14 protein-coding genes, 2 pseudogenes and 1 riboswitch are annotated in these 19168 nt (G+C 72.2%); of the genes and pseudogenes, 11 read left to right on the top strand and 5 right to left on the bottom strand.

All coding sequences use genetic code 11. The features are described 5' to 3' along the window. Positions 1 to 60: 60 nt before the first annotated feature. The 3 genes and pseudogenes from ACWGL3_RS05835 to ACWGL3_RS05825 all read right to left on the bottom strand — a co-directional run. A pseudogene (locus ACWGL3_RS05835) lies at positions 61 to 513 on the bottom strand (hypothetical protein); the annotation flags it as partial. Positions 514 to 761: 248 nt separating this feature from the next. Further along, a pseudogene (locus tag ACWGL3_RS05830) lies at positions 762 to 1291 on the bottom strand (DUF6879 family protein). 26 nt (positions 1292 to 1317) lie between these two features. Further along, the gene (locus ACWGL3_RS05825; protein ID WP_452460944.1) at positions 1318 to 1536 is read right to left on the bottom strand and encodes a hypothetical protein; all 219 of its coding nucleotides are present in this window, start codon (positions 1534 to 1536) and stop codon (positions 1318 to 1320) included. A 586-nt stretch (positions 1537 to 2122) separates the two neighbouring features. On the opposite strand from ACWGL3_RS05825, the gene ACWGL3_RS05820 reads away from it, so the two are divergent. Further along, positions 2123 to 3304 carry an amidohydrolase gene (locus tag ACWGL3_RS05820; RefSeq protein ID WP_452460943.1) on the top strand — a complete coding sequence of 394 codons (1182 nt, stop codon included), beginning with the start codon at positions 2123 to 2125 and terminating at the stop codon, positions 3302 to 3304. A 34-nt stretch (positions 3305 to 3338) separates the two neighbouring features. Here the strand turns inward: ACWGL3_RS05820 and ACWGL3_RS05815 are convergent, their stop codons facing one another. Beyond that, positions 3339 to 3602, bottom strand: coding sequence for a hypothetical protein (locus ACWGL3_RS05815; protein ID WP_452460942.1), 264 nt, complete (start codon positions 3600 to 3602; stop codon positions 3339 to 3341). Positions 3603 to 3894: 292 nt separating this feature from the next. Here ACWGL3_RS05815 and ACWGL3_RS05810 point away from each other — a divergent pair, with 292 nt between their 5' ends. Both ACWGL3_RS05810 and ACWGL3_RS05805 read left to right on the top strand, forming a co-directional pair. Next, positions 3895 to 5148, top strand: coding sequence for a right-handed parallel beta-helix repeat-containing protein (locus ACWGL3_RS05810; RefSeq protein WP_267945356.1), 1254 nt, complete (start codon positions 3895 to 3897; stop codon positions 5146 to 5148). Between the two features lie 133 nt (positions 5149 to 5281). Further along, complete coding sequence (locus ACWGL3_RS05805; protein ID WP_452460941.1) at positions 5282 to 5803, top strand: DUF6309 family protein; 522 nt, start codon at positions 5282 to 5284, stop codon at positions 5801 to 5803. Positions 5804 to 5963: 160 nt separating this feature from the next. On the opposite strand, the gene ACWGL3_RS05800 is transcribed toward ACWGL3_RS05805, so the two are convergent. Continuing rightward, the gene (locus tag ACWGL3_RS05800; protein WP_452460940.1) at positions 5964 to 6512 is read right to left on the bottom strand and encodes a chorismate mutase; all 549 of its coding nucleotides are present in this window, start codon (positions 6510 to 6512) and stop codon (positions 5964 to 5966) included. Between the two features lie 290 nt (positions 6513 to 6802). Here ACWGL3_RS05800 and ACWGL3_RS05795 point away from each other — a divergent pair, with 290 nt between their 5' ends. The 8 genes from ACWGL3_RS05795 (at position 6803) to gcvP (ending at position 19147) form a co-directional block, all read left to right on the top strand. Beyond that, the gene (locus ACWGL3_RS05795; protein ID WP_267945353.1) at positions 6803 to 7618 is read left to right on the top strand and encodes a PRC and DUF2382 domain-containing protein; all 816 of its coding nucleotides are present in this window, start codon (positions 6803 to 6805) and stop codon (positions 7616 to 7618) included. Between the two features lie 111 nt (positions 7619 to 7729). Further along, positions 7730 to 9121, top strand: a complete 1392-nt coding sequence (locus ACWGL3_RS05790) for a flavin monoamine oxidase family protein (RefSeq protein ID WP_452460939.1) — start codon at positions 7730 to 7732, stop codon at positions 9119 to 9121. Positions 9122 to 9445: 324 nt separating this feature from the next. Beyond that, positions 9446 to 10201 (top strand): CDP-alcohol phosphatidyltransferase family protein, encoded by a 756-nt coding sequence (locus tag ACWGL3_RS05785; protein WP_267950432.1) that lies wholly within the window; start codon positions 9446 to 9448, stop codon positions 10199 to 10201. 204 nt (positions 10202 to 10405) lie between these two features. Beyond that, the gene (locus tag ACWGL3_RS05780; protein ID WP_267950431.1) at positions 10406 to 12910 is read left to right on the top strand and encodes a mannose-1-phosphate guanyltransferase; all 2505 of its coding nucleotides are present in this window, start codon (positions 10406 to 10408) and stop codon (positions 12908 to 12910) included. 610 nt (positions 12911 to 13520) lie between these two features. Beyond that, positions 13521 to 14063: an FHA domain-containing protein gene (locus ACWGL3_RS05775; RefSeq protein ID WP_267945351.1), complete on the top strand. Its 543-nt coding sequence runs from the start codon at positions 13521 to 13523 to the stop codon at positions 14061 to 14063. A gap of 171 nt (positions 14064 to 14234) precedes the next feature. Continuing rightward, positions 14235 to 14708 carry a bifunctional nuclease family protein gene (locus tag ACWGL3_RS05770; RefSeq protein ID WP_267945350.1) on the top strand — a complete coding sequence of 158 codons (474 nt, stop codon included), beginning with the start codon at positions 14235 to 14237 and terminating at the stop codon, positions 14706 to 14708. 438 nt (positions 14709 to 15146) lie between these two features. Beyond that, on the top strand, positions 15147 to 15632 hold the full coding sequence (locus ACWGL3_RS05765) for a MerR family transcriptional regulator (protein WP_267945349.1): 486 nt from the start codon (positions 15147 to 15149) through the stop codon (positions 15630 to 15632). Between the two features lie 433 nt (positions 15633 to 16065). After that, a riboswitch (glycine riboswitch) is annotated at positions 16066 to 16154 on the top strand. 98 nt (positions 16155 to 16252) lie between these two features. Next, entirely contained in the window at positions 16253 to 19147 is a 2895-nt protein-coding gene (gcvP, locus tag ACWGL3_RS05760; protein WP_267945348.1) for an aminomethyl-transferring glycine dehydrogenase, read from the top strand. Positions 19148 to 19168: the final 21 nt, after the last annotated feature.

The following is a 19168-nucleotide window of genomic DNA, read 5'->3' as shown; positions in this document are numbered from 1 at the left end:
GAGGCGTTCGGCGGCCACTCGGAGAGCGAGGGGGAGGCGTGCGCAGTGCTCGGCCAGTTCGTGTGCCGCGCGCGGTTCCGAGTCCACCCGGACCCCGACCGTGTTGCGTAGCAGGTTCACCGAATCGGCCACGGGAAGGACGCCCAGCGCGAGACGCCGGGCCCCTTCGCGCGCGACGAGCCCGGCCGGCGCGCTGCGGCTGGTCACCACGACCATGCAACCGGGTGACGCCGGCAGGAGGGGGCGTACCTGCGCGGGGTCGAGCACGTCGTCGACGACGACCAGGATCCGCTTGCCGTCGAGCTCGGACCTGTACAGGGCCGCACGGCCGTCGAGGTCCAAGGGGATGCGGTCCGGTGGGACGCCGAGAGCACGCAGGACGGTGTCGAGGATCTGGCCGGCTTCGGCGCGTGGGCCGGGTCCGTGCCCGTGGACACCGGCGTAGAGGTCCCCGTCGGGGAACCGGTCGCGCGCCCGGTGCGCCCAGTGGACGGCCAGAGCGGTCTTGCCCACACCCGGTGGGCCGACGAGCACCGCGACCGGAACCCCGGTCCCGGCTTCGGCTGCCGGCGCGTCCAGGTGTTGAAGATGAGCGGTGCGGTCCACGAACGCGGTGGCGGCCGGCGGTAGTTGTCGCGGGACCCGAACGGATCTGGCGGACCCGGAGACGATATGGATGCCGCCGTGCGCGAGACCCGCTTGCACCGCCGTACCGGGGCTGCCGTGCACGGTGTTCGCGGTCCGGTGGTTGTCGATGTCGGTCACAGGGGATGCATGTCGGCGTCGAAACGCTTCTCGTACTCGGGAAAGGGGACAGCCCGGTGCAGGGCCCGGTCGCGTACCGCGTTGGCCCGGACGATCTCCTGCGGGTCGCAGACCAGTTCGGGGGTGAGCATGGTGCCGTCCGGGGCGTAGTTCATGCGCACCAGCCGCTCGGAGTCGAAGAGCCAGTAGTCGTGCCGCGGGATGCCCTCGGGCCAGGTGTCCTCGGTGACGGGGAGGGTGTTGACCTCCTCGCCCGCTTGCACGCTGGAGCGGTAACCCCACACCGATTCGAACCGAAGGTAGTCGGTCAGCGGTTCGACGACCACGTGGACCCGGCTGAACCGTCGGCTTCCGCCGACGAGGCGCGCCCAGGACTCGTGCGACTCGGACGTGATGACCTCCCCGTCCTCAGGAAGCGGCGGAACGCCTCTTTCTCGTAGCCCACGTCGTAGACCTGGAGGGTCTCCAGCCGGAACGCCGTGTACCGGCAGTCCTCGAAGAATCGGTCGAACTCGTCCCCGCCCACAGGCCGGGAGCGGACACCTGCCAAGGTCACGCGTCCCTCCGCCGGAAGCGTTCGACGGCGGCGAGGACGATCTCGGGGGAGATGCGGACCGCGGTCTCGCCCGGCAGGGGATCGACCAGCTTCGCGAAGTCGGCGTCGTCGAGGCCGGCGCCCTGGACGACGAAGTCACCCGTATCGCTCAGGTAGACGGAGGGGCAGCCCTTGTTCACCGACTTGTCGTCCTCGGCGAGCAGTTCCAGTTCCATGGCTCTCCGGTCGGGCCCAGTAGAACGTTCCCAGGCCTTCGAAGCTAACACGGACCCCTTGCGCCGTAGGGCTTTCGGTCACATCTGGTCTCAGCCCTCCACGTACCTTCGCCGTATCCGTTCCACTTCGTCCCCATCGTTCTCACGCGACGCGCAAACCAGCCGCTTGACGTCGGCGGCGGCGAGCGCGTCGAGCAGGACACGCATCTGGTCTGTGTCATGCGGATCGGTGCGTTCCCCGGCGTCGTTCGTCTCTTCCCTCCCACATGTCTCCTACCCCAACCGGTCGGACGTACGGGGTAGGACGGCCCTCTCCGGTTCGTTCGCGTCCGACCGCGGTCGCCCGGTGCCCGGAGCGGCCGTGGGGAACGAGGCCCTTCCCGTGCCGTGGTCGGCGGGCCCTCCTCCAGTGAAGCGCATCCGCCTCCTCCTCAGGAGCCCGTCCGCCCGGACGGCCCGTGCAAGGCGAAGCCCCGCATCCGGCCCCACCTGCGGTGCTGCGCGGTCGGAGGCGTAGCATTCGCCGCGCGTCCGGGGCCGGTCGGTCCCCGGCGCACGTACCGGCACCCGTGTGGAGAGGCCCACCATGGACGAACAGCCCCGTACGACGGTCTTCCGCGACCTGCGCCCCCTGGGCGGCGACCCCGTCGACCTGGTCGTGGTAGACGGAAATGTGGCCGCGGAAGCCGAGGGGGAGACGGCCGTCGTCGACTGCGGTGGGCTGATCGCCCTGCCGACCCTGGTCGACGCCCACATCCACCCGGACAAGACGACCTGGGGCGAGCCCTGGCACTCCCGGAGCCCGGCACAGGGCATCGCCGGGTTCGGGGCCCAGGACGCCGAGCTCTTCCGGACCTCGCCCACGCCGGTCGGCGTCCGCGCGGAGCGGCTCATGGCCCACGCCGTCACCCGGGGCACGCGGGCCATGCGCGCGCACGCCGACGTCGCGCCCGTCTACGGGCTCGAGGGCCTGGAGGGGGTCCGGCGGGCGGCGCGCAGCCTGGCGCACGCCCTGGACGTCCAGACCGTCGCCTTCCCGCAGCACGGTGTCCGGCGCTCGCCCGGGACCGACAGCCTTCTGGAGGAGGCCGTCAGGACGGGGCTCGCCGACCTGGTCGGCGGCATCGACCCGGAGGGCTTCGACGGGGACCCCGACGGCCAGCTCGACCTGGTCTTCGACATCGCGGACCGCCACGGCGTCGGCGTCGACATCCACCTGCACGACCGCGGCGACCTGGGCGTGCGCACCATGGACGCCGTCATCGAGCGCACCCGCGCTCTCGACATGGGCGGCTCCGTCACCGTCAGCCACGCCTTCTGCGTGGCCCAGGCGGGTGACGGCTTCGACCGGCTGGCCGCCCGGATCGGCGCCGCCGGAATCTCCCTGACCACGGTCGCCTCCGACGCGGCCCGGGTCCTGCCCGCCGCGCGCCTGCGCGAGCACGGTGTCCGCGTGGGCGTCGGCTCGGACGGTGTCCGCGACTCCTGGAGCCCCTTCGGGGACGCGGACATGCTCCACCGCGCCCACATGATGGCCAGGGCGCTGAGCTCGCGCCTGGACGGGGAGCTGTCCGACGCCTACCTCACCGCCGCGCACTCCGGCGCGGAGGTGGTGGGGCTGCCCGCCGCCGACCTGGCCGTGGGCTCTCCCGCCGACTTCCTGCTGGTGGACGGGGAGTGCCTGCCGCAGGTCGTGGTGGACCTCCCCCGGCGCCGGACGGTCGTCCGTGCCGGGCGCGTGGTCGCCCGGGACGGACGCCTGGTCTGACCCGGGCGCGGCCGGGGGCGCCGGTCCCCGGCCGTCAGTAGAGGTCGTCCAGGGTCCGGAGGAGGGCGCGGAACTCACGGGCACGGCGGGAGGTCATGCGGTGGGCCACGGCCTCCAGCAGGACGCGGGCCTCGTGGGGGTCGCCGCAGCACTCCCATACGCCGCAGCTGTCGTCGCGCTCCTCCCACAGCCGGTGGTACGAGGAGCGCACGAACCGCCGCCAGATCCCGACCAGCTCGCGCGTCCACCCCGGGGACATCTCCGGGTGCCGGTGTTCGAGCCGCGAGATCTCGGCCATCGCGGGTCCGGAGAGGCCGTCGATCGCGGTGTGTCGTCGCCGTTCCCGGGGCGGGGCCCCGGAGCGGACGTCTCCCGGCCGCCTACGCGGCACGGTCCTCTCGGCTGTTGTGCATGGGACGGATTGTGCCAGAACCCCTGTCTCCGTGGCCAGACCCGTGTTCCATGCGTAGTTGCACGGCTACCCGGAATGCGCTTTCCGTGTTAGGTTCCGGACTCCTGGGAGCGCTCCCTGTCCCCGCTCACCCCTCCCGGGACGCAGACGTCCCGGAGTTCGCACAGGAGAAGCACCGATGACACCCACCCCCACCACCGGAGGGCGCGGCCGGACCCGCGCCGCCGGACCGCGACGACGCGCCCGCCGCCTCCTGCTGAACGCGGCGCTCGCCGCCGGCCTCGCCCTGGGAACGGCCGCCGCGGCCGTTCAGGCGCCGGCCGCACCCGAGCCCCACGACATCCGGAACGCGGGCAGCGACCGAAGCACCGCGGCCGCCGCGTGCGGCGACAGCGGCTTCGACGCCGAGGCCTACCTGCTCGGCTCCACCTGGGTCGCGCGCAACGGCGGCACCGTCCTCTACGAGGGCGGTGACATGCTCACCGCCATGCGCACGGCCGTCGGCAGCCTCACCCCCGGCCGCTCCTCCCAGGAGCGCGTGGTGGTGTGGCAGTCGGGCACCGTCCCGGGCAACGCCTCGCTCGACCTGCCGAGCCACACCTCCCTGGAGGTCTGCGGCACCATCCACGTCTCCGGCGCGGTCGCCGCGGACCACGCCCCGGTACGGGTGCGCAACGCCCAGAACGTCTCCGTGCCCCACCTGTCGGTCACCGGCGCCCCCTACTTCGGGGTCTTCGTGCGGGGCTCCCAGCAGGTGCACCTCGGCCAGATCGACCTGCGCCTCTCCTCGGGCCTGGGCATACGCGTCGACAGCCGGGGCAGCGACGCCGTGCGCACCACCCGCGACATCACCATCGACGACGTCTACGTCTCCGGCACGAACAACCACGGCGTGGAGACCTACAGCGTCGACGGGCTCACCATCGGCACCGTCACCGCCCGCGACACCGGGTACTCCGGTCTGCTCCTCAACAACACGGTCAACGCCGACGTCGGCCTGGTGGACGCGGTGGACGCCGGAACGGGCACCGGCTACGCCGCCTTCCGCATGGCCAACCGCAACGGGCGGATCGGGAACGGGTACCCGGACAACATCCGGGTCGGCGAGGTGCGCGCCCGGGGAGGCGGCCGCGGGATCTTCTGCGTCTCCGAGAGCGGAGGCGCGGTGATCGAGCGCGTCGACATCGCGCAGACCGGGAGCAATGCCGTCCTGGTCGAGAACTGCCACAACGTCACCATCGCCGAGGACGGCGGGACGATCGCCGGTCCCGGCGACATCCGGATCGCCGCCCGCTCCGAGTTCGCCAACACCTCGGACATCACGTTCGAGAACCTGAGGCTGGTGAACACCGCGCTCAACGAGAACCCGTGCGCGGCGGGCACGGTCGTCCGGAACATCACCTGGGACAACAGCCGGGACAACACCTGCTGATCCCGTCCGGCGACGACGCCGGGGGCCCGCCGGACCGCTCCGGACGGGCTCCCGGCCGCGCCCCGGGCCGTCTATCCTTCTACGCACTCGACGCCCGGCCCCCGTCGGGCGCGGAACGGAGGAAGCCGAGCCCGTGAAGACCATCGCGACCGTCACCCCCGACGACGTGCTCCGGCGCTTCCGCGCCACCCACCCCGTGAGCGACGAGGTCTCCCGGCGCACCAACGAGTACGCGGAGGGGATCCTCGACCTCGCCTCCCGCCAGCTGGGCGGCACGTGGCACAGGGTCGCCCTGGACCGCGAGGACGTCCTGGCGACGGTCCTGCCCTGGCACACGGGGGAGGGCGGCGAGCTGGTGCTGGTCGACCCCGAGGGGACGACCGTGGCCGACGCCGTGGACACCCTCTCCTCGTGGGAGGGCCGCTACACCGAGAGCAACCCGGTGTGCTGGGGGAAGCTGGCCTGGCACGCCGCGGCCGACCCCAGTCCCGTCTTCCTGAGCTCCTCGGCCGTGGACCACCCCTACTACGAGAGGCTCGAACGCACGGACGCCCTGACCCACCTGGACGGCCTGCACCGCATGCTCGCCTGGGCGCTCTGGGGGCGGCTGCCGGACGGGCCCCGCCTGGAGGCCTACGTGGCCGGCCCCCTGTAGGCACACGGCCCCGACGGCGCGGGTGCGCGCACGCGCCCCCGCGCGCCCTCCCCGGCCCGTGCCCCCCTCGGGCCCGCACCCCGCTCCCGGAGCCCCGGGGGCAGGGCCCAGCCGTCGCCTCCCTCCTCCGTCGCCCCGGCGCCCTCCGGCCGGGCACGGGTCAGGGGCAGACCGAGGCCAGGGAGCGTGCCAGGGCCGCTGCGCCGACCCGGTCGAGCCCCCGCTCGTCCGCGACCTCCCGGGTGCTCCGGGCGAGGTCCGCCCCGCAGTCCGGCGAGCGCAGGGCGGGGCCGGCGTCGGCCAGCGCACGCACCAGCTCGGGGGTGAGCCGGTCCAGTTCGGCCCGGACCCGGGAGAGGTCGGGTTCCGTTCCCGGCCCGCCGCCGGGGTCCGCGTGCCATCGGGCGTGCAGGCTCCGCTGAACCGTCTTGTTCTCCTCGATCTGGTCGCGCACCACCGCCGCGACGGCCTCCGGCTCCACCCCGAGCGCCGACGCGTGGCGCTCGGCCGCGGCCAGGACCTCCCTCTCGCGTTCGGGGGAGTCGACCGGGTCGCCGCTGTGCCACTTGGCCGCCGCCACGGGCAGGGCCGTCGCGAGCCGGTCGGCGGACAGTTCCACGACCGCGCCCGGCCCCACGGCACGGGTGGAGCCGGCGGCGGGACAGGCGAGCAACAGGACGGCCAGCGGGACGGCCACGGCTGGGCGCACGGCGGATTCCTTCGGACGGTTCTGGCGGGGACCCCTGGAGTGTATCCGTGCGTGTTCGTCCGCATGCCAAGAGTGACCGGCCGTGGTCGAACGTCCATGGAGGACAGCGGCGCCCCTCGCACGGGTCAAGGACTGGAGGCCGGGAAAAACTTCTGCTCAATTCTCGGCCTCGGCCCGTTAGCGGCTCCCTTTCACGGCTCTTCCCGCAGGCCACGAGGGGTAGGGGTGAGGTCGTACGAGGCCGGGACACCCGGTGTTCCGGCAGGGGACCGCAGAGAAGGGGAGGGACCATGGCACGCGACCGCGCACCCGGAGATCTCATCGGACACCACGTCCTGGACGAGGAGGGCCACAACGTCGGCAAGATCAAGCAGGTCTACCTGGATGACGAGACGAACGAGCCGAGCTGGGTGTCGGTCGAGACCGGCCTCTTCGGCCGCAACGAGACCCTCGTGCCCCTCCAGGGCTCCCGGCCCAAGGAGGAGGACATCCAGGTGCCCTTCGACAAGTCCACGGTGAAGGACGCCCCGAACATCGACGCGGACAGGCACATCTCCCCTGAGGAGGAGCGGCTGGTCCGCGACTACTACGCCCGCCACGGCAGCGCGGACGCCTCCGGCGGCGAGCGCGCGGGCGGCGTTCCCCCGGCGGGCATGGGGGACCGCGCCGGCACGGCTGGTACCGCGGGAACCGCCGGGGCGGCCGGCGACACGGGCCGGCCCGAGGCGGACGACATCTCCATGGTCCGCTCCGAGGAGCGTGTGGACATCGGTGTGGAGCGCCGCGAGGCCGGCCACGCCAGGCTCCACAAGTACGTGGAGACCGAGCAGTACGACGAGACGGTCCCGCTCCATCACGACGAGCTCCAGATGGAGCGCCGTCCGGTGACCGACGAGACCAGGGCCGACGACGCCGGGGACATGCACGAGGAGGATCAGACCTTCACGCTCTACGAGGAGCGGCCGGTCGTCTCCAAGGAGCGCGTGCCCGTCGAGGAGGTCCACGTCCGCAAGCGCGACGTCACCCGTGAGGAGCACGTCCAGGGTGAGCGCCGCAGGGAGAGGATCGAACTGGAGGACGAGGACGGGGAGCCCTCCGGCTCCTGACCGGAGCCGGGGCCGAGCGGTTCCGACCGAGGGCGGGGTGTCGTCCCCGGGCGCGGCCCGGGGACCGCCTACAGTCGCTCGTGTCGGTCACCGGCACGGAGGGGGAGTTCCATGACTGACCCGGGTGACGCGGGCGGGGAGGACACGCAGGGGGAGGACGCCGGACGGGAGGCCGGGAGCGAGCAGGTCGAACCGCGCGGGCGCGAGGCGGGCCCCGGGCGCGGCCACACCGTCGTGGTGGGCGCCGGCATGGCCGGACTCGCCGCCGCGGACCGCCTGGCGCGGGAGGGGGAGCGCGTCACCGTCCTGGAGGGCCGCGACCGCACCGGCGGGCGCATCCACTCCGTGCGCGACTGGGGCGGCTCCACGACGCTGGACGTGGGCGCCTCCTGGATGCGGGGCGAGGAGAACAACCCCCTCGCCGACCTGGTCAACGAGATCGGTCTGCGCACCGCCGTGTTCAACAGGTCCACCGAGACCGCCTACGACCCCAAGGGGCGGAGGCTGCTCTTCGACCGCCACCGCCGCAACATGGAGGACGTCCACCTCCTCCAGGAGCACATGTACTGGGGGACCGTGGGCGCCAACCCCCAGGAGTCGATGGAGGAGGGCATCAAGCAGGCCCTCTACGACGCCAACCTGGTGCGCGCCCGTGCCCGCGACGCCGACGAGATCGTGCACCGCATCGCCGAGAGCGACCACGGCGCGGACGCGGAGGAGATCGCCTTCTCCGCGGTCGCCGCCCGGCACGAGTTCAGCGGTGACGACGTGGTCTTCCCCGACGGGATGGACCGGATCACCGACCACCTGGCGCGCGGTCTGGACGTGCGCCTGGAGCACGTCGTGCTGTCGGTGGGCCACGGCGGCGACGGCGCCAGGGTGCGGGTCGACACCCCCGAGGGGGAGAGGACCCTGACGGCCGACCGCGTCCTGGTCACCGTGCCCCTGGGCGTCCTCAAGGCCGGGCAGGTCGGGTTCGACCCCCCGCTGCCCCAGGAGAAGCGGGACGCCGTCGAGCGCCTGGGCAACGGCAGCCTGGAGAAGCTGTTCCTGCGCTTCGACGAGGTGTTCTGGGGCGACGCGGAGGTCATCGTCCACCTGGGCGCGGAGGAGGGCACCTGGTTCCACTGGTACGCGGGCCAGCGGGTCCTCGGGGCGCCGGTCCTGGTCAGCCGCAACGGCGGCAACGCGGCCCGGTTCCTGGAGGGGAAGGAGGACGGCGAGGTGGTCGAGCACGCGATGGCCACCCTGCGCGGCATGTTCCGCAAGGCGCCGGACCCGGTGGACCACCTGGTGACCCACTGGGGGGACGACCCGTTCGCGCGGGGCGCCTTCTCCTACACGGCCGTCGGCTCGGGCGACGCGGACCGGGTGGCGCTCGACAACCCGGTGGGGGACAGCCTGTTCTTCGCGGGGGAGGCGACCGAGATCGAGCACACCGCCACGGTGCACGGCGCCCTGCTGTCGGGCCGCCGCGCGGCCGACCGCATCCTCACGCTCTAGCGGCCCCCGCGGTGTCCGGGGGAGCGGCCGCGCCGGGGGAGGCCCGTGCGGCCGGGAACCCCGGGGGAGGCCCCTTCGTTGGAACCCGTGGGAGGGAGCGGGCGCCGTGGCCGGAGGCGGCCGGATACGCGTCCGTGCTTTCCGAAACAGACACTGCGCTGGTAAAAGGCCCAAAACGTACACGGTACGATTGGCGGACGATCGTCCCTCGGGCCACGTCGGGGCCGTCGGCCCCCGTGATGGCGGGAAACGACCCACCCGCCCGTTATCGTGGGCGCCATGGGGCGATCCGCGGAAGATGGCAGACTCGAGGCGGGGGGCGATGTGGCCAGCCCGGCGGTCAGTGACCGCATCTGGACGGTTCCCAACCTGCTGAGCATGCTCCGGCTGTTGGGCGTGCCGCTGTTCCTCTGGCTCGTCCTGGTACCCCAGGCCGACTGGTGGGCGCTGCTGGTGCTCGGCTTCGCCGGGCTCAGCGACTGGCTCGACGGCAAGATCGCCCGCGCCTGGAACCAGACCTCGCGCCTGGGCACGGTCCTCGACCCGCTCGCCGACCGGCTCTACATCTTCGCCGCGCTGCTCGGCCTGGTGATCCGGGACATCGTCCCGTGGTGGCTGATGGCCATCCTCGTCCTGCGCGACGTCCTCATCCTCGGCGCGCTGCCGCTCCTGCGCCACTTCGGCTACGGGCCCCTCCCGGTGAACTTCGCCGGGAAGGCCGCCACGCTGTGCCTCCTCTACTCGTTCCCCCTGCTTTTCATCGCGGGCTACGAGTCCACCGTGGCGGATGTGGCGAGAATTATAGGTTGGGCCTTCGCGCTCTGGGGAACTGCTCTCTACTGGTGGGCCGGACTGCTCTACGCCGTACAGGGCCTGCGCCTGATGGCCCAGACCCGCCGCGACGAAAGCGCTGATCACCACGGGGACCGACCGGTCGCCGGAGACAGCGACCACGTCCGCGGCCACGACACGGATCGACCCGATCCAGCCACATCGGCGGCCGCTGACGGCGATCCTGGAGCGGTAGCCGAAGGCTCGGACCGGCCGAGCCGCCCGGATCAGGGACGGACCGGACCCTGATCCACCGACGGACCGGCTCACCGCGAGTCCTGTCGGATCGAAAGGGAGTGTCGTCTCCGTCATGAGAACATGTCCCACCGCGCGCCACGGCGCGCGCTCCGAGAACCCGTCCCCCGCCGCGTCCTCCCACGGCACCGTCCTACGGAGGCACCGGCGATGAGCACCCACGAGGAAACCCCGGAGAGCGCTTTTCAGGCGCCTCCCATGAAGGCCGTCGTGATGGCCGGCGGCGAGGGGACCCGCCTCCGCCCCATGACCGCCAACCAGCCCAAACCCCTGCTTCCGGTGGTCAACAAGCCCATCATGGAGCACGTGCTCCGCCTGCTGCGCAAGCACGGTTTCACCGAGACCGTGGTCACCGTCCAGTTCCTGGCCACCCTCATCCGCAACTACTTCGGGGACGGCGAGGAGCTCGGGATGAAGCTCCACTACGTCGCCGAGGAGGTCCCCCTCGGCACCGCGGGCAGCGTCAAGAACGCGGAGGAGCACCTGCGCGGGGAGCCGTTCATCGTCATCTCCGGCGACGCGCTCACCGACATCGACCTCACCGACATGGTGCGCTTCCACAAGGAGAGCGGCGCCAAGGTCACCATCGCGCTCAAGCGGGTCCCCAACCCGCTGGAGTTCGGCATCATCATCGTCGACGAGCAGGGCCGGATCCAGCGCTTCCTGGAGAAGCCCACCTGGGGCCAGGTCTTCTCCGACACCGTCAACACCGGCATCTACATCATGGAGCCGGACGTCCTGGACCGGGTCGCCGAGGGGGAGGTGGTCGACTGGTCGGGCGACGTCTTCCCCCAGCTCCTGGAGGAGGGCGAGCCCCTCTACGGCTACATCGCCGACGGCTACTGGGAGGACGTGGGCACCCACGAGAGCTACCTGAGCGCCCAGGCCGACGTGCTGTCCGGCAAGGTGGACGTCGACATCGACGGCTTCGAGGTCTCTCCCGGGGTGTGGGTCGGCGAGGGGTCGGAGGTCCACCCCCGCGCGATCCTCAAGGGCCCGCTCTTCATCGGCGACTACGCCAAGGTCGAGGCGGGCGCCGAGCTGCGCGAGTTCACCGTGGTCGGCAGCAACGCCGTGGTGCGGTCCGAGGCCTTCTGCCACCGCACGGTCCTGCACGACAACGTCTTCGTCGGCCGGGGCGCCAACCTGCGCGGCTGCGTCGTCGGCAAGAACACCGACGTCATGGCCGCCGCCCGGATCGAGGAGGGGGCGATCGTCGGCGAGGACTGCGTCATCGAGTCCGAGGCCTACGTCAACGCCGACGTCAAGGTCTACCCCTTCAAGACCATCGAGGCCGGCGCGGTCGTCAGCACCAACGTCATCTGGGAGTCGCGCGGGCAGCGCTCGCTGTTCGGCCCCCGCGGCGTGTCCGGGCTGATCAACGTCGAGATCACCCCCGAGCTGGCGGTGCGCCTGGCCAACGCCTACGCCACCACCCTGAAGAAGGGCGCGCTCGTCACCACGTCCCGTGACGTGTCCCGGGCCGCCCGGACGCTCAAGCGCGCGGTGATCAGCGCGCTCACGGCCGCCGCCATCGACGTGCGCGACCTGGAGGTGGTGCCGCTGCCCGTGGCGCGCTTCCACACCTCCCAGAGCGGGGTCAGCGGAGGCATCACGCTCCGCACCACCCCGGGCGACCCGGAGTCGGTGGACATCCTCTTCCTGGACGGGGGCGGGGCCGACCTGTCGCCGGCGGCCCAGCGCAAGCTCGACCGGGTCTTCTCCCGCGCCGAGTACCGCAGGGCCTTCCCCGGGGAGATCGGGGAGCTGACCTTCCCCTCGCGCGGTGTCGAGAACTACTCGCACGACCTGCTGCGCTCGGTCGACACCTCGGGGGTCGCCGAGGCCGGGCTCAAGGTGGTCGTCGACTGCGCGGGCGGCAGCGGCTCGCTCATCCTCCCCTCCCTGCTGGGGCGGATCGGCGTGGACGTCCTCACGGTCAACAACCGGCTCGACGAGGCCTCGCCCACCGACACCGTCGCCAAGCAGAACCGCGACCTGGAGCGGCTGGGCGAGCTCGTCTCGGGGTCGGGAGCCGACTTCGGGGTGCGCTTCGACCCCGTGGCCGAACGGCTGGCCATCGTGGACGGCAACGGCGAGCTGGTCGACAACGACCGCGCCCTGCTGGTCGTCCTGGAGCTGGTCTGCGCCGAGCGCGGGGGAGGCCGGGTGGCGCTTCCCGTCACCACGACCCGGGTCGCCGAGACGGTGGCGGCCGCGCACGGGGTCGAGGTGCACTGGACCGCCACAGCCACGGGCGAACTCACCAAGGCGGTCCAGAGCGGGGGCGAGGACGTCGTTCTGGCCGGGGACGGCCGGGGCGGTTTCGTCGTCCCCGAGTTCAGCCCGACCAGCGACGGCATCGCCGCGTTCGTCCGGCTGCTGGGACTGGTGGCCAGGGACCGCCGCTCGCTGAGCCAGATCGACCGGGCGATCCCCCAGGCGCACCTCCTGCGCCGTTCGGTGCCCACCCCCTGGGCGGTCAAGGGGAGCGTCATGCGCGCCGTCGTGGAGGCGGCTGGGGACCGTCGGCTGGACACCACGGACGGCGTCCGCGTCCTGGAGTCCGACGGCAGCTGGGCGCTCGTCCTCCCGGACACGGCGGAGGCCGTGACCCATCTTTGGGCCGAAGGTCCCGACTCCGACACCGCTCACCGCCTGCTGGACGAGTGGGCGGCCGTGGTCGAACGGGCCGAGGGCTGACCGGTGCGACGCGCGGGCGAGGGCGGTCCCCCCGTCCCCGCCCGTGCGTCGCGCCCGGGGCGGTCACGGCCCTCCGGGCCGCCCTTTTGAGGGATAAAATGGACATATCACCAGGTTGAGGCCGTCCGATGACGGCAGTGCGAATCCGTGGGGGTTCACCGAGAACCAAATCCCCCGGAGGAGCATCAGCATCAGGACAGGTGTTTCACTGTCCCGAGGCCGGCCACCGGTGGAGGCGGCGCCCCGGGCGCCGGGTCCACCGATCCCCGCGCCGCACGAGCGGCCGGGGCGCCTACGGCAGGCCGAGGAGGAGCGAAACCCTTCCTGGACAGGGATATGGTTTAAAGTCGAGTGTTCCCTGGAGCGCCGCGTCGCCCACCGGACCGGGTATCCCGGCAACGGCGGACACCCTGACCGGGGGTGACGAGGAGTACGACACGGGGGATGAGACCTAGCGACCGACCGTGTGAGGCGCACCGCTGCCGCGACAGCGAACCGCCCCACCACGTGCCGGGCGACGTGTGGACCAGGTGTCCGCGCGGGACCCGGGGCGTGTCACCGATCAGCCGAATCAAGCACCGCCCCGTGCGGTAGGAGGCCGAGCCGACCTATGTCGAGCGTTTACTGCACGCAGTGCGGTCACGCCGTTGCGGATGATGCCCGTTTCTGCTCCCACTGTGGAACCCCCGTCCGCAGGGCCGAACAGCAGGGCCCCCGACCCGGTTCGGGTGGGGACGCCGCCGGAGACGTCACGTCCACCATCTCCATCTCGGGGATACAGGCCCTGGAGGAGGAGGAGTCCGGCGACGAGCTGGGCGGTGACGACCCCGCCAACGCCGACGCCCTGCCTCCGGGCACGGCGCTGCTCGTTGTCAGGCGTGGCCCCAACGCGGGAAGCCGCTTCCTGCTGGACAGCGACGTGACCACCGCCGGACGGCATCCCAACAGTGACATCTTCCTTGACGACGTCACCGTGTCCCGACGCCACGTGGAGTTCTTCCGCCGCGGCGACGGGTTCGGCGTCCGCGACGTGGGCAGCCTCAACGGCACCTACGTCAACCGTGAGCCGGTCGACGAGGCCCAACTCGGTGGTGGGGACGAGATCCAGATCGGCAAGTTCCGCATGGTTCTGCTGACCAAGCCGCGCCGCTGAGGGGTCGCTGACCACGGACGACGGCGGCGGGTGGGCCGATGAGGTTTGCGGCCCCCCGCCGCCGGAGAGCTTTGTAACGAAGGGTGCCGATTTCGCCTTCGGGTCCTGAATCCGACGGCGGTCAGGTGACGAGCGCCCATCCGGTATGACGACGCGTGGGACGGAGCCGCTGTGAAGCACATGGAGGTTGTCGGCGTCCGGGTCGAGATGCCCTCGAACCAGCCGATAGTCCTGCTCAAGGAATCCGAGGGGGACCGCTACCTGCCGATCTGGATCGGCGGCGTGGAGGCGACCGCGATCGCGCTGGCACAACAGGGCGTCGCGCCGGCCAGGCCGCTCACCCACGACCTGTTCAGGGATGTCCTGGACGCCCTGGACACCGGCCTCACCACGGTGAACATCACCGGTCTCAGCGACGGCATCTTCTACGCCGAGCTGGTCTTCAGCAACGGCGTGGAGGTCAGCGCCCGCCCCTCCGACTCCATCGCCCTCGCCTTACGCACGGGTGCGCCGATCTACGCCCACGAGGACGTGATCGCCGAGGCCGGGATGCCGATCCCGGACGAGCAGGAGGACCAGGTCGAGGCGTTCCGGGAGTTCCTGGACAACATCTCGCCCGAGGACTTCGGCAGGAAGGCCGAATAGACCGCTGCGGGGTCCGTGCGGCGAGGGCTCCGACCAGCGTGGAAGCAGAAGGGACACAGCTGCGACCTGCGGCTTTGTCCGACGTGCCGGTGATAGATTGGGCTGGGGAAGTGACCGTGGCGGTCAGGGCCGAAACCCGTGGAGGCGCACAGGGCGCCTCCGGGCGGGCCCCGGGGCACCAACGGCGCGCGCACTTGGCGACGCGCCGGGTCCTGTCGTTGACGCTGCCGGTCGGTAGTCCTACCGTCAGTGCAGTGGAACCCGCGGCGCACCCATCCCCTGAGTGGATATCCCCTGTCGAGGCCGCCGCGGGACGAGAAGCCGGAGGTCGGCGTGGCGGTAGCGAGCGGCAAGCGGAATCCCCATGACAGGCGGTCCGCGCTGCGGCTAGCGGGGCAGCAGGGCCTACTGTGCGAAGAGGACGTGGTGGCGCGGCCTATGGACGTCGGGTATCGGGGCCCAGCGGCGTGTACCGCCGCCGGGATCACCTACCGTCAGCTCGACTACTGGGCGAGAACCGGCCTGGTCGAGCCGAGCGTGCGTACCGGAGCCCAGAACGCCCCCCTGTACAGCCTGCCCGACATCCTGATGCTCAAGGTGGCCAAGCGGCTGCTGGACACGGGCATATCGCTGCAGCAGATCCGGACCGCGGTGGACCACCTGCGCGGACGCCCCGCCCCCGACCTGGCCCGCATCACCCTCATGAGCGACGGCGTCAGCGTCTACGAGTGCACCTCCCCCGACGAGGTCGTGGACCTCATGCAGCGCGGCCAGGGCATGTTCGGCCTGGCGCTGGCCCACGTGTGGCGTGAGCTGGAGGAGGCACTGGGCGTGGTCCCCGACGAGGAGCGGACCGAGCTCCCCTCCGCGCCCCCGCCGGTGGACGAACTCGCCAGGCGGCGCAGGGAGCGCCGGACGGGCTGACCCCGGGGACCTCCGGGCATCCACCGGTGTCGCCCGCGCGCGCCGGAGCAGGCAGGTATTCGAGAGCCGTTCCCCGGCCGTGCTGTGCCCGGCCCGTGCCCGGACGACCGCGGGCCTGCGGTGTGCCCGGGGGCCGAGCAGGGAGCGGCCGCCCGCCCGGTCCGCCGTCGAGGCCCCGGGCGCGGGGACCCGGCGCCCGAGGCCGCCCCGTCGGCGGCGGGGACCGTTCCGGCGACCGCACCGGCAAGGCAGGGGTGTACGCGGACCCCCCGACAGGTGGCGGACCCCTGTGCGCACCGGTGCGCACAGGTGGCCGAAACGCGTGGGCGGGCTCTGCGCCTGCGGTGATGATCGAGTACCGTCGTACTCACAACAGGGACGAAGGGTGGAATTCGCCCTGTCCCCACATGCGTACATAGCGTCAGCAGGCTGTCAATACCGCGCGGGAGAGACCCCGGCAGGGGCGCCGACGGGGCAATACTCCCCAGTAACCTCTCAGGCACCACGGACCGCGCGGAGGAGGCCGCTCTGAAGCCGGGGCACGTCCGTGCCCGGTGACAGAGGGGGAGACCGTGAGGAACACCGCCGAGTCGACTCGGCCCTGTCACCAGGAGGTCTCCGTGCCCGATCAGCCCGTGAACACCCCCGGCGCGCCCGCCCGGGTGTTCGCCGACCGCCACATCGGCCCCACCCCGGCCGAGATCCAGGAGATGCTCAAGACGGTCGGCCACGGCTCCACCGCCGAGCTCATGGCGGCGGCCGTACCGGAGTCCATCCTCACCGGCCCCGGCAGCAGCGCCCCGCTCGCCCTCCCCGACGCGATCGGGGAGGCCGAGGCCCTGGCCGAACTCCGCGACCTGGCCGCGCGCAACGACGTGCGCACCTCCCTGCTCGGCCAGGGCTACTACGGCACCTTCACCCCGCCGGTCATCCTGCGCAACATCATGGAGAACCCGGCCTGGTACACGGCCTACACGCCCTACCAGCCCGAGATCTCCCAGGGCCGCCTGGAGGCCCTGCTCAACTTCCAGACCATGGTCTGCGACCTGACCGGCCTGCCGGTCTCGGGCGCCTCCCTGCTGGACGAGTCCACCGCGGCGGCCGAGGCCATGACGCTGGCCCGCCGGGCCTCCAAGAGCAAGGCCGACGTCTTCGTCGTCGACGCCGACGTCTTCCCGCAGACCCTCCAGGTCCTGCGCACCCGCGCCGAACCCCTGGGCATCGAGGTCGTCGTCGCCGACCTGACGCAGGGCCTTCCCCAGGGCGACGCCTTCGGCGTCCTCGTCCAGTACCCGGGCTCCGGCGGCGCCGTGCGCGACCCGGGCGACGTCATCGCCGCGGCCCACGAGCGGGGGGCCCTCGCGGTGGTGGCCGCCGACATCCTCGCCCTGACCCTGCTGCGCAGCCCGGGCGACCTCGGCGCCGACATCGCGGTCGGCTCCACCCAGCGCTTCGGCGTCCCGCTCGGCTTCGGGGGCCCGCACGCCGGCTACATGGCCGTCGGGGAGAAGCTGCGCCGCCAGCTGCCCGGCCGCCTGGTCGGGGTCTCGGTGGACAACGCGGGCAAGCCCGCCTACCGGCTCGCCCTCCAGACCCGGGAACAGCACATCCGCCGCGAGAAGGCCACCAGCAACATCTGCACCGCGCAGGTGCTCCTGGCCGTCATGGCGGGGATGTACGCGGTCTACCACGGCCCCGACGGCCTGCGCGCGATCGCCCGCCAGGTGCACACCCGCACCGCGGCGCTGGCCGACGCCCTCGTCGAGCGCGGTTTCGAGATCGTCCACTCCGCCTACTTCGACACCCTGCGCGTGCGCGTGCCCAGCGCCGCCCGCGTCGTGGAGACCGCACTGGAGGCCGGGTACAACCTCCTCCCCGTCGACCAGCACACGGTCGGCGTGAGCGTGGACGAGACCACCTCCGTGGCCGACCTGGAGGCGGTGCTGGCGGCCTTCGGCGAGGCCGAGCGGGGCTCCGCCAAGGGCCTCCCCGACGTGGACCCGGAGGCCGCACGCCTCCCCGCCGAGCTGGCCAGGGAGGTCGACTACCTCGCGCACCCGGTGTTCAACACCCACCGGAGCGAGACCTCCCTGCTGCGCTACATGCGCCGCCTGTCCGACCGAGACCTGGCCCTGGACCGCACGATGATCCCGCTGGGCTCGTGCACCATGAAGCTCAACTCGACCACGGAGATGGAACCCGTCACCTGGCCCGAGTTCGCGGGCCTGCACCCGTTCGCGCCGATCGACCAGGCCGCCGGGAGCATGACCGTGATCCGCGACCTGGAGGCCTGGCTGGCCGAGGTCACCGGCTACGACGCCGTGTCCCTCCAGCCCAACGCCGGGTCCCAGGGCGAGTTCGCCGGACTGCTCGCCATCCGGGGCTACCACCGCTCGCGCGGCGAGGCCCACCGCGACGTGTGCCTCATCCCCAGCTCCGCGCACGGCACCAACGCCGCGAGCGCCGTGATGGCGGGTATGCGCGTGGCCGTCGTCGCCTGCGACGACAACGGCAACGTCGACCTGGACGACCTGCGCGCCAAGACCGCCGAGCACGCGGACGACCTGGCCGCGATCATGGTCACCTACCCGTCCACGCACGGTGTGTACGAGGACACCATCACCGAGGTGTGCCGCCTGGTCCACGAGGCCGGCGGCCAGGTGTACGTCGACGGCGCCAACCTCAACGCGCTCCTCGGCTGGGCCAAGCCGGGCGAGTTCGGCGCCGACGTCAGCCACCTCAACCTGCACAAGACGTTCTGCATCCCGCACGGGGGCGGGGGCCCGGGCGTGGGGCCGGTCGCGGTCCGCTCGCACCTGGCCGGCTTCCTGCCCAACCACCCGGCCCAGTCCGAGGCGGGCCCGCACACGGGGGTGGGCCCGGTGTCGGCCGCGCCGTTCGGTTCGGCGGGCATCCTGCCCATCTCCTGGGCGTACGTCCGGATGATGGGGGAGGAGGGCCTGCGCTCGGCCACCGAGGTCGCGGTCCTGTCCGCGAACTACCTGGCCAAGCGGCTGGAGCCGTACTTCCCGGTCCTCTACACCGGTGCGGGGGGCCTGGTGGCCCACGAGTGCGTCATCGACATCCGCCCGCTCCAGAAGGCCAGCGGGATCAGCAACGAGGACGTGGCCAAGCGCCTCATGGACTACGGGTTCCACGCCCCGACGATGTCCTTCCCGGTCAACGGCACCCTCATGGTGGAGCCGACCGAGAGCGAGAACCTCGCCGAGCTGGAGCGGTTCGTGGAGGCGATGATCGCGATCCGCGCCGAGATCGACCGGGTGGCCGGCGGGGAGTGGGACGCCGAGGACAACCCCCTGCGCAACGCCCCGCACACCGCCGAGGCGGTCACCGCCGAGAAGTGGGAGCACGGCTACACCCGGGCCGAGGCCGCGTACCCGCTGCCGTCGCTGCGCACGGACAAGTACTGGCCGCCGGTCGGCCGTATCGACCAGGCCTACGGCGACCGCAACCTGGTCTGCTCCTGCCCGCCGCCGGAGGCCTTCGCGATGTAGGCGAGCGGGACGGACGAGGGG

It is taken from the genome of Nocardiopsis sp. NPDC055824, from assembly GCF_053616335.1.
Note: the sequence above shows the minus strand (reverse complement) of the source record. Positions and strands in the feature narration are given on the sequence as shown.

Coding starts and splice junctions, on each gene's coding strand:
- ACWGL3_RS05825 (WP_452460944.1), bottom strand. CDS start 1,536: ATGGAACTGGAACTGCTCGCCGAGGACGACAAGTCGGTGAACAAGGGC.
- ACWGL3_RS05820 (WP_452460943.1), top strand. CDS start 2,123: ATGGACGAACAGCCCCGTACGACGGTCTTCCGCGACCTGCGCCCCCTG.
- ACWGL3_RS05815 (WP_452460942.1), bottom strand. CDS start 3,602: ATGGCCGAGATCTCGCGGCTCGAACACCGGCACCCGGAGATGTCCCCG.
- ACWGL3_RS05810 (WP_267945356.1), top strand. CDS start 3,895: ATGACACCCACCCCCACCACCGGAGGGCGCGGCCGGACCCGCGCCGCC.
- ACWGL3_RS05795 (WP_267945353.1), top strand. CDS start 6,803: ATGGCACGCGACCGCGCACCCGGAGATCTCATCGGACACCACGTCCTG.
- ACWGL3_RS05790 (WP_452460939.1), top strand. CDS start 7,730: ATGACTGACCCGGGTGACGCGGGCGGGGAGGACACGCAGGGGGAGGAC.
- ACWGL3_RS05780 (WP_267950431.1), top strand. CDS start 10,406: ATGAAGGCCGTCGTGATGGCCGGCGGCGAGGGGACCCGCCTCCGCCCC.
- ACWGL3_RS05775 (WP_267945351.1), top strand. CDS start 13,521: ATGTCGAGCGTTTACTGCACGCAGTGCGGTCACGCCGTTGCGGATGAT.
- ACWGL3_RS05765 (WP_267945349.1), top strand. CDS start 15,147: ATGGACGTCGGGTATCGGGGCCCAGCGGCGTGTACCGCCGCCGGGATC.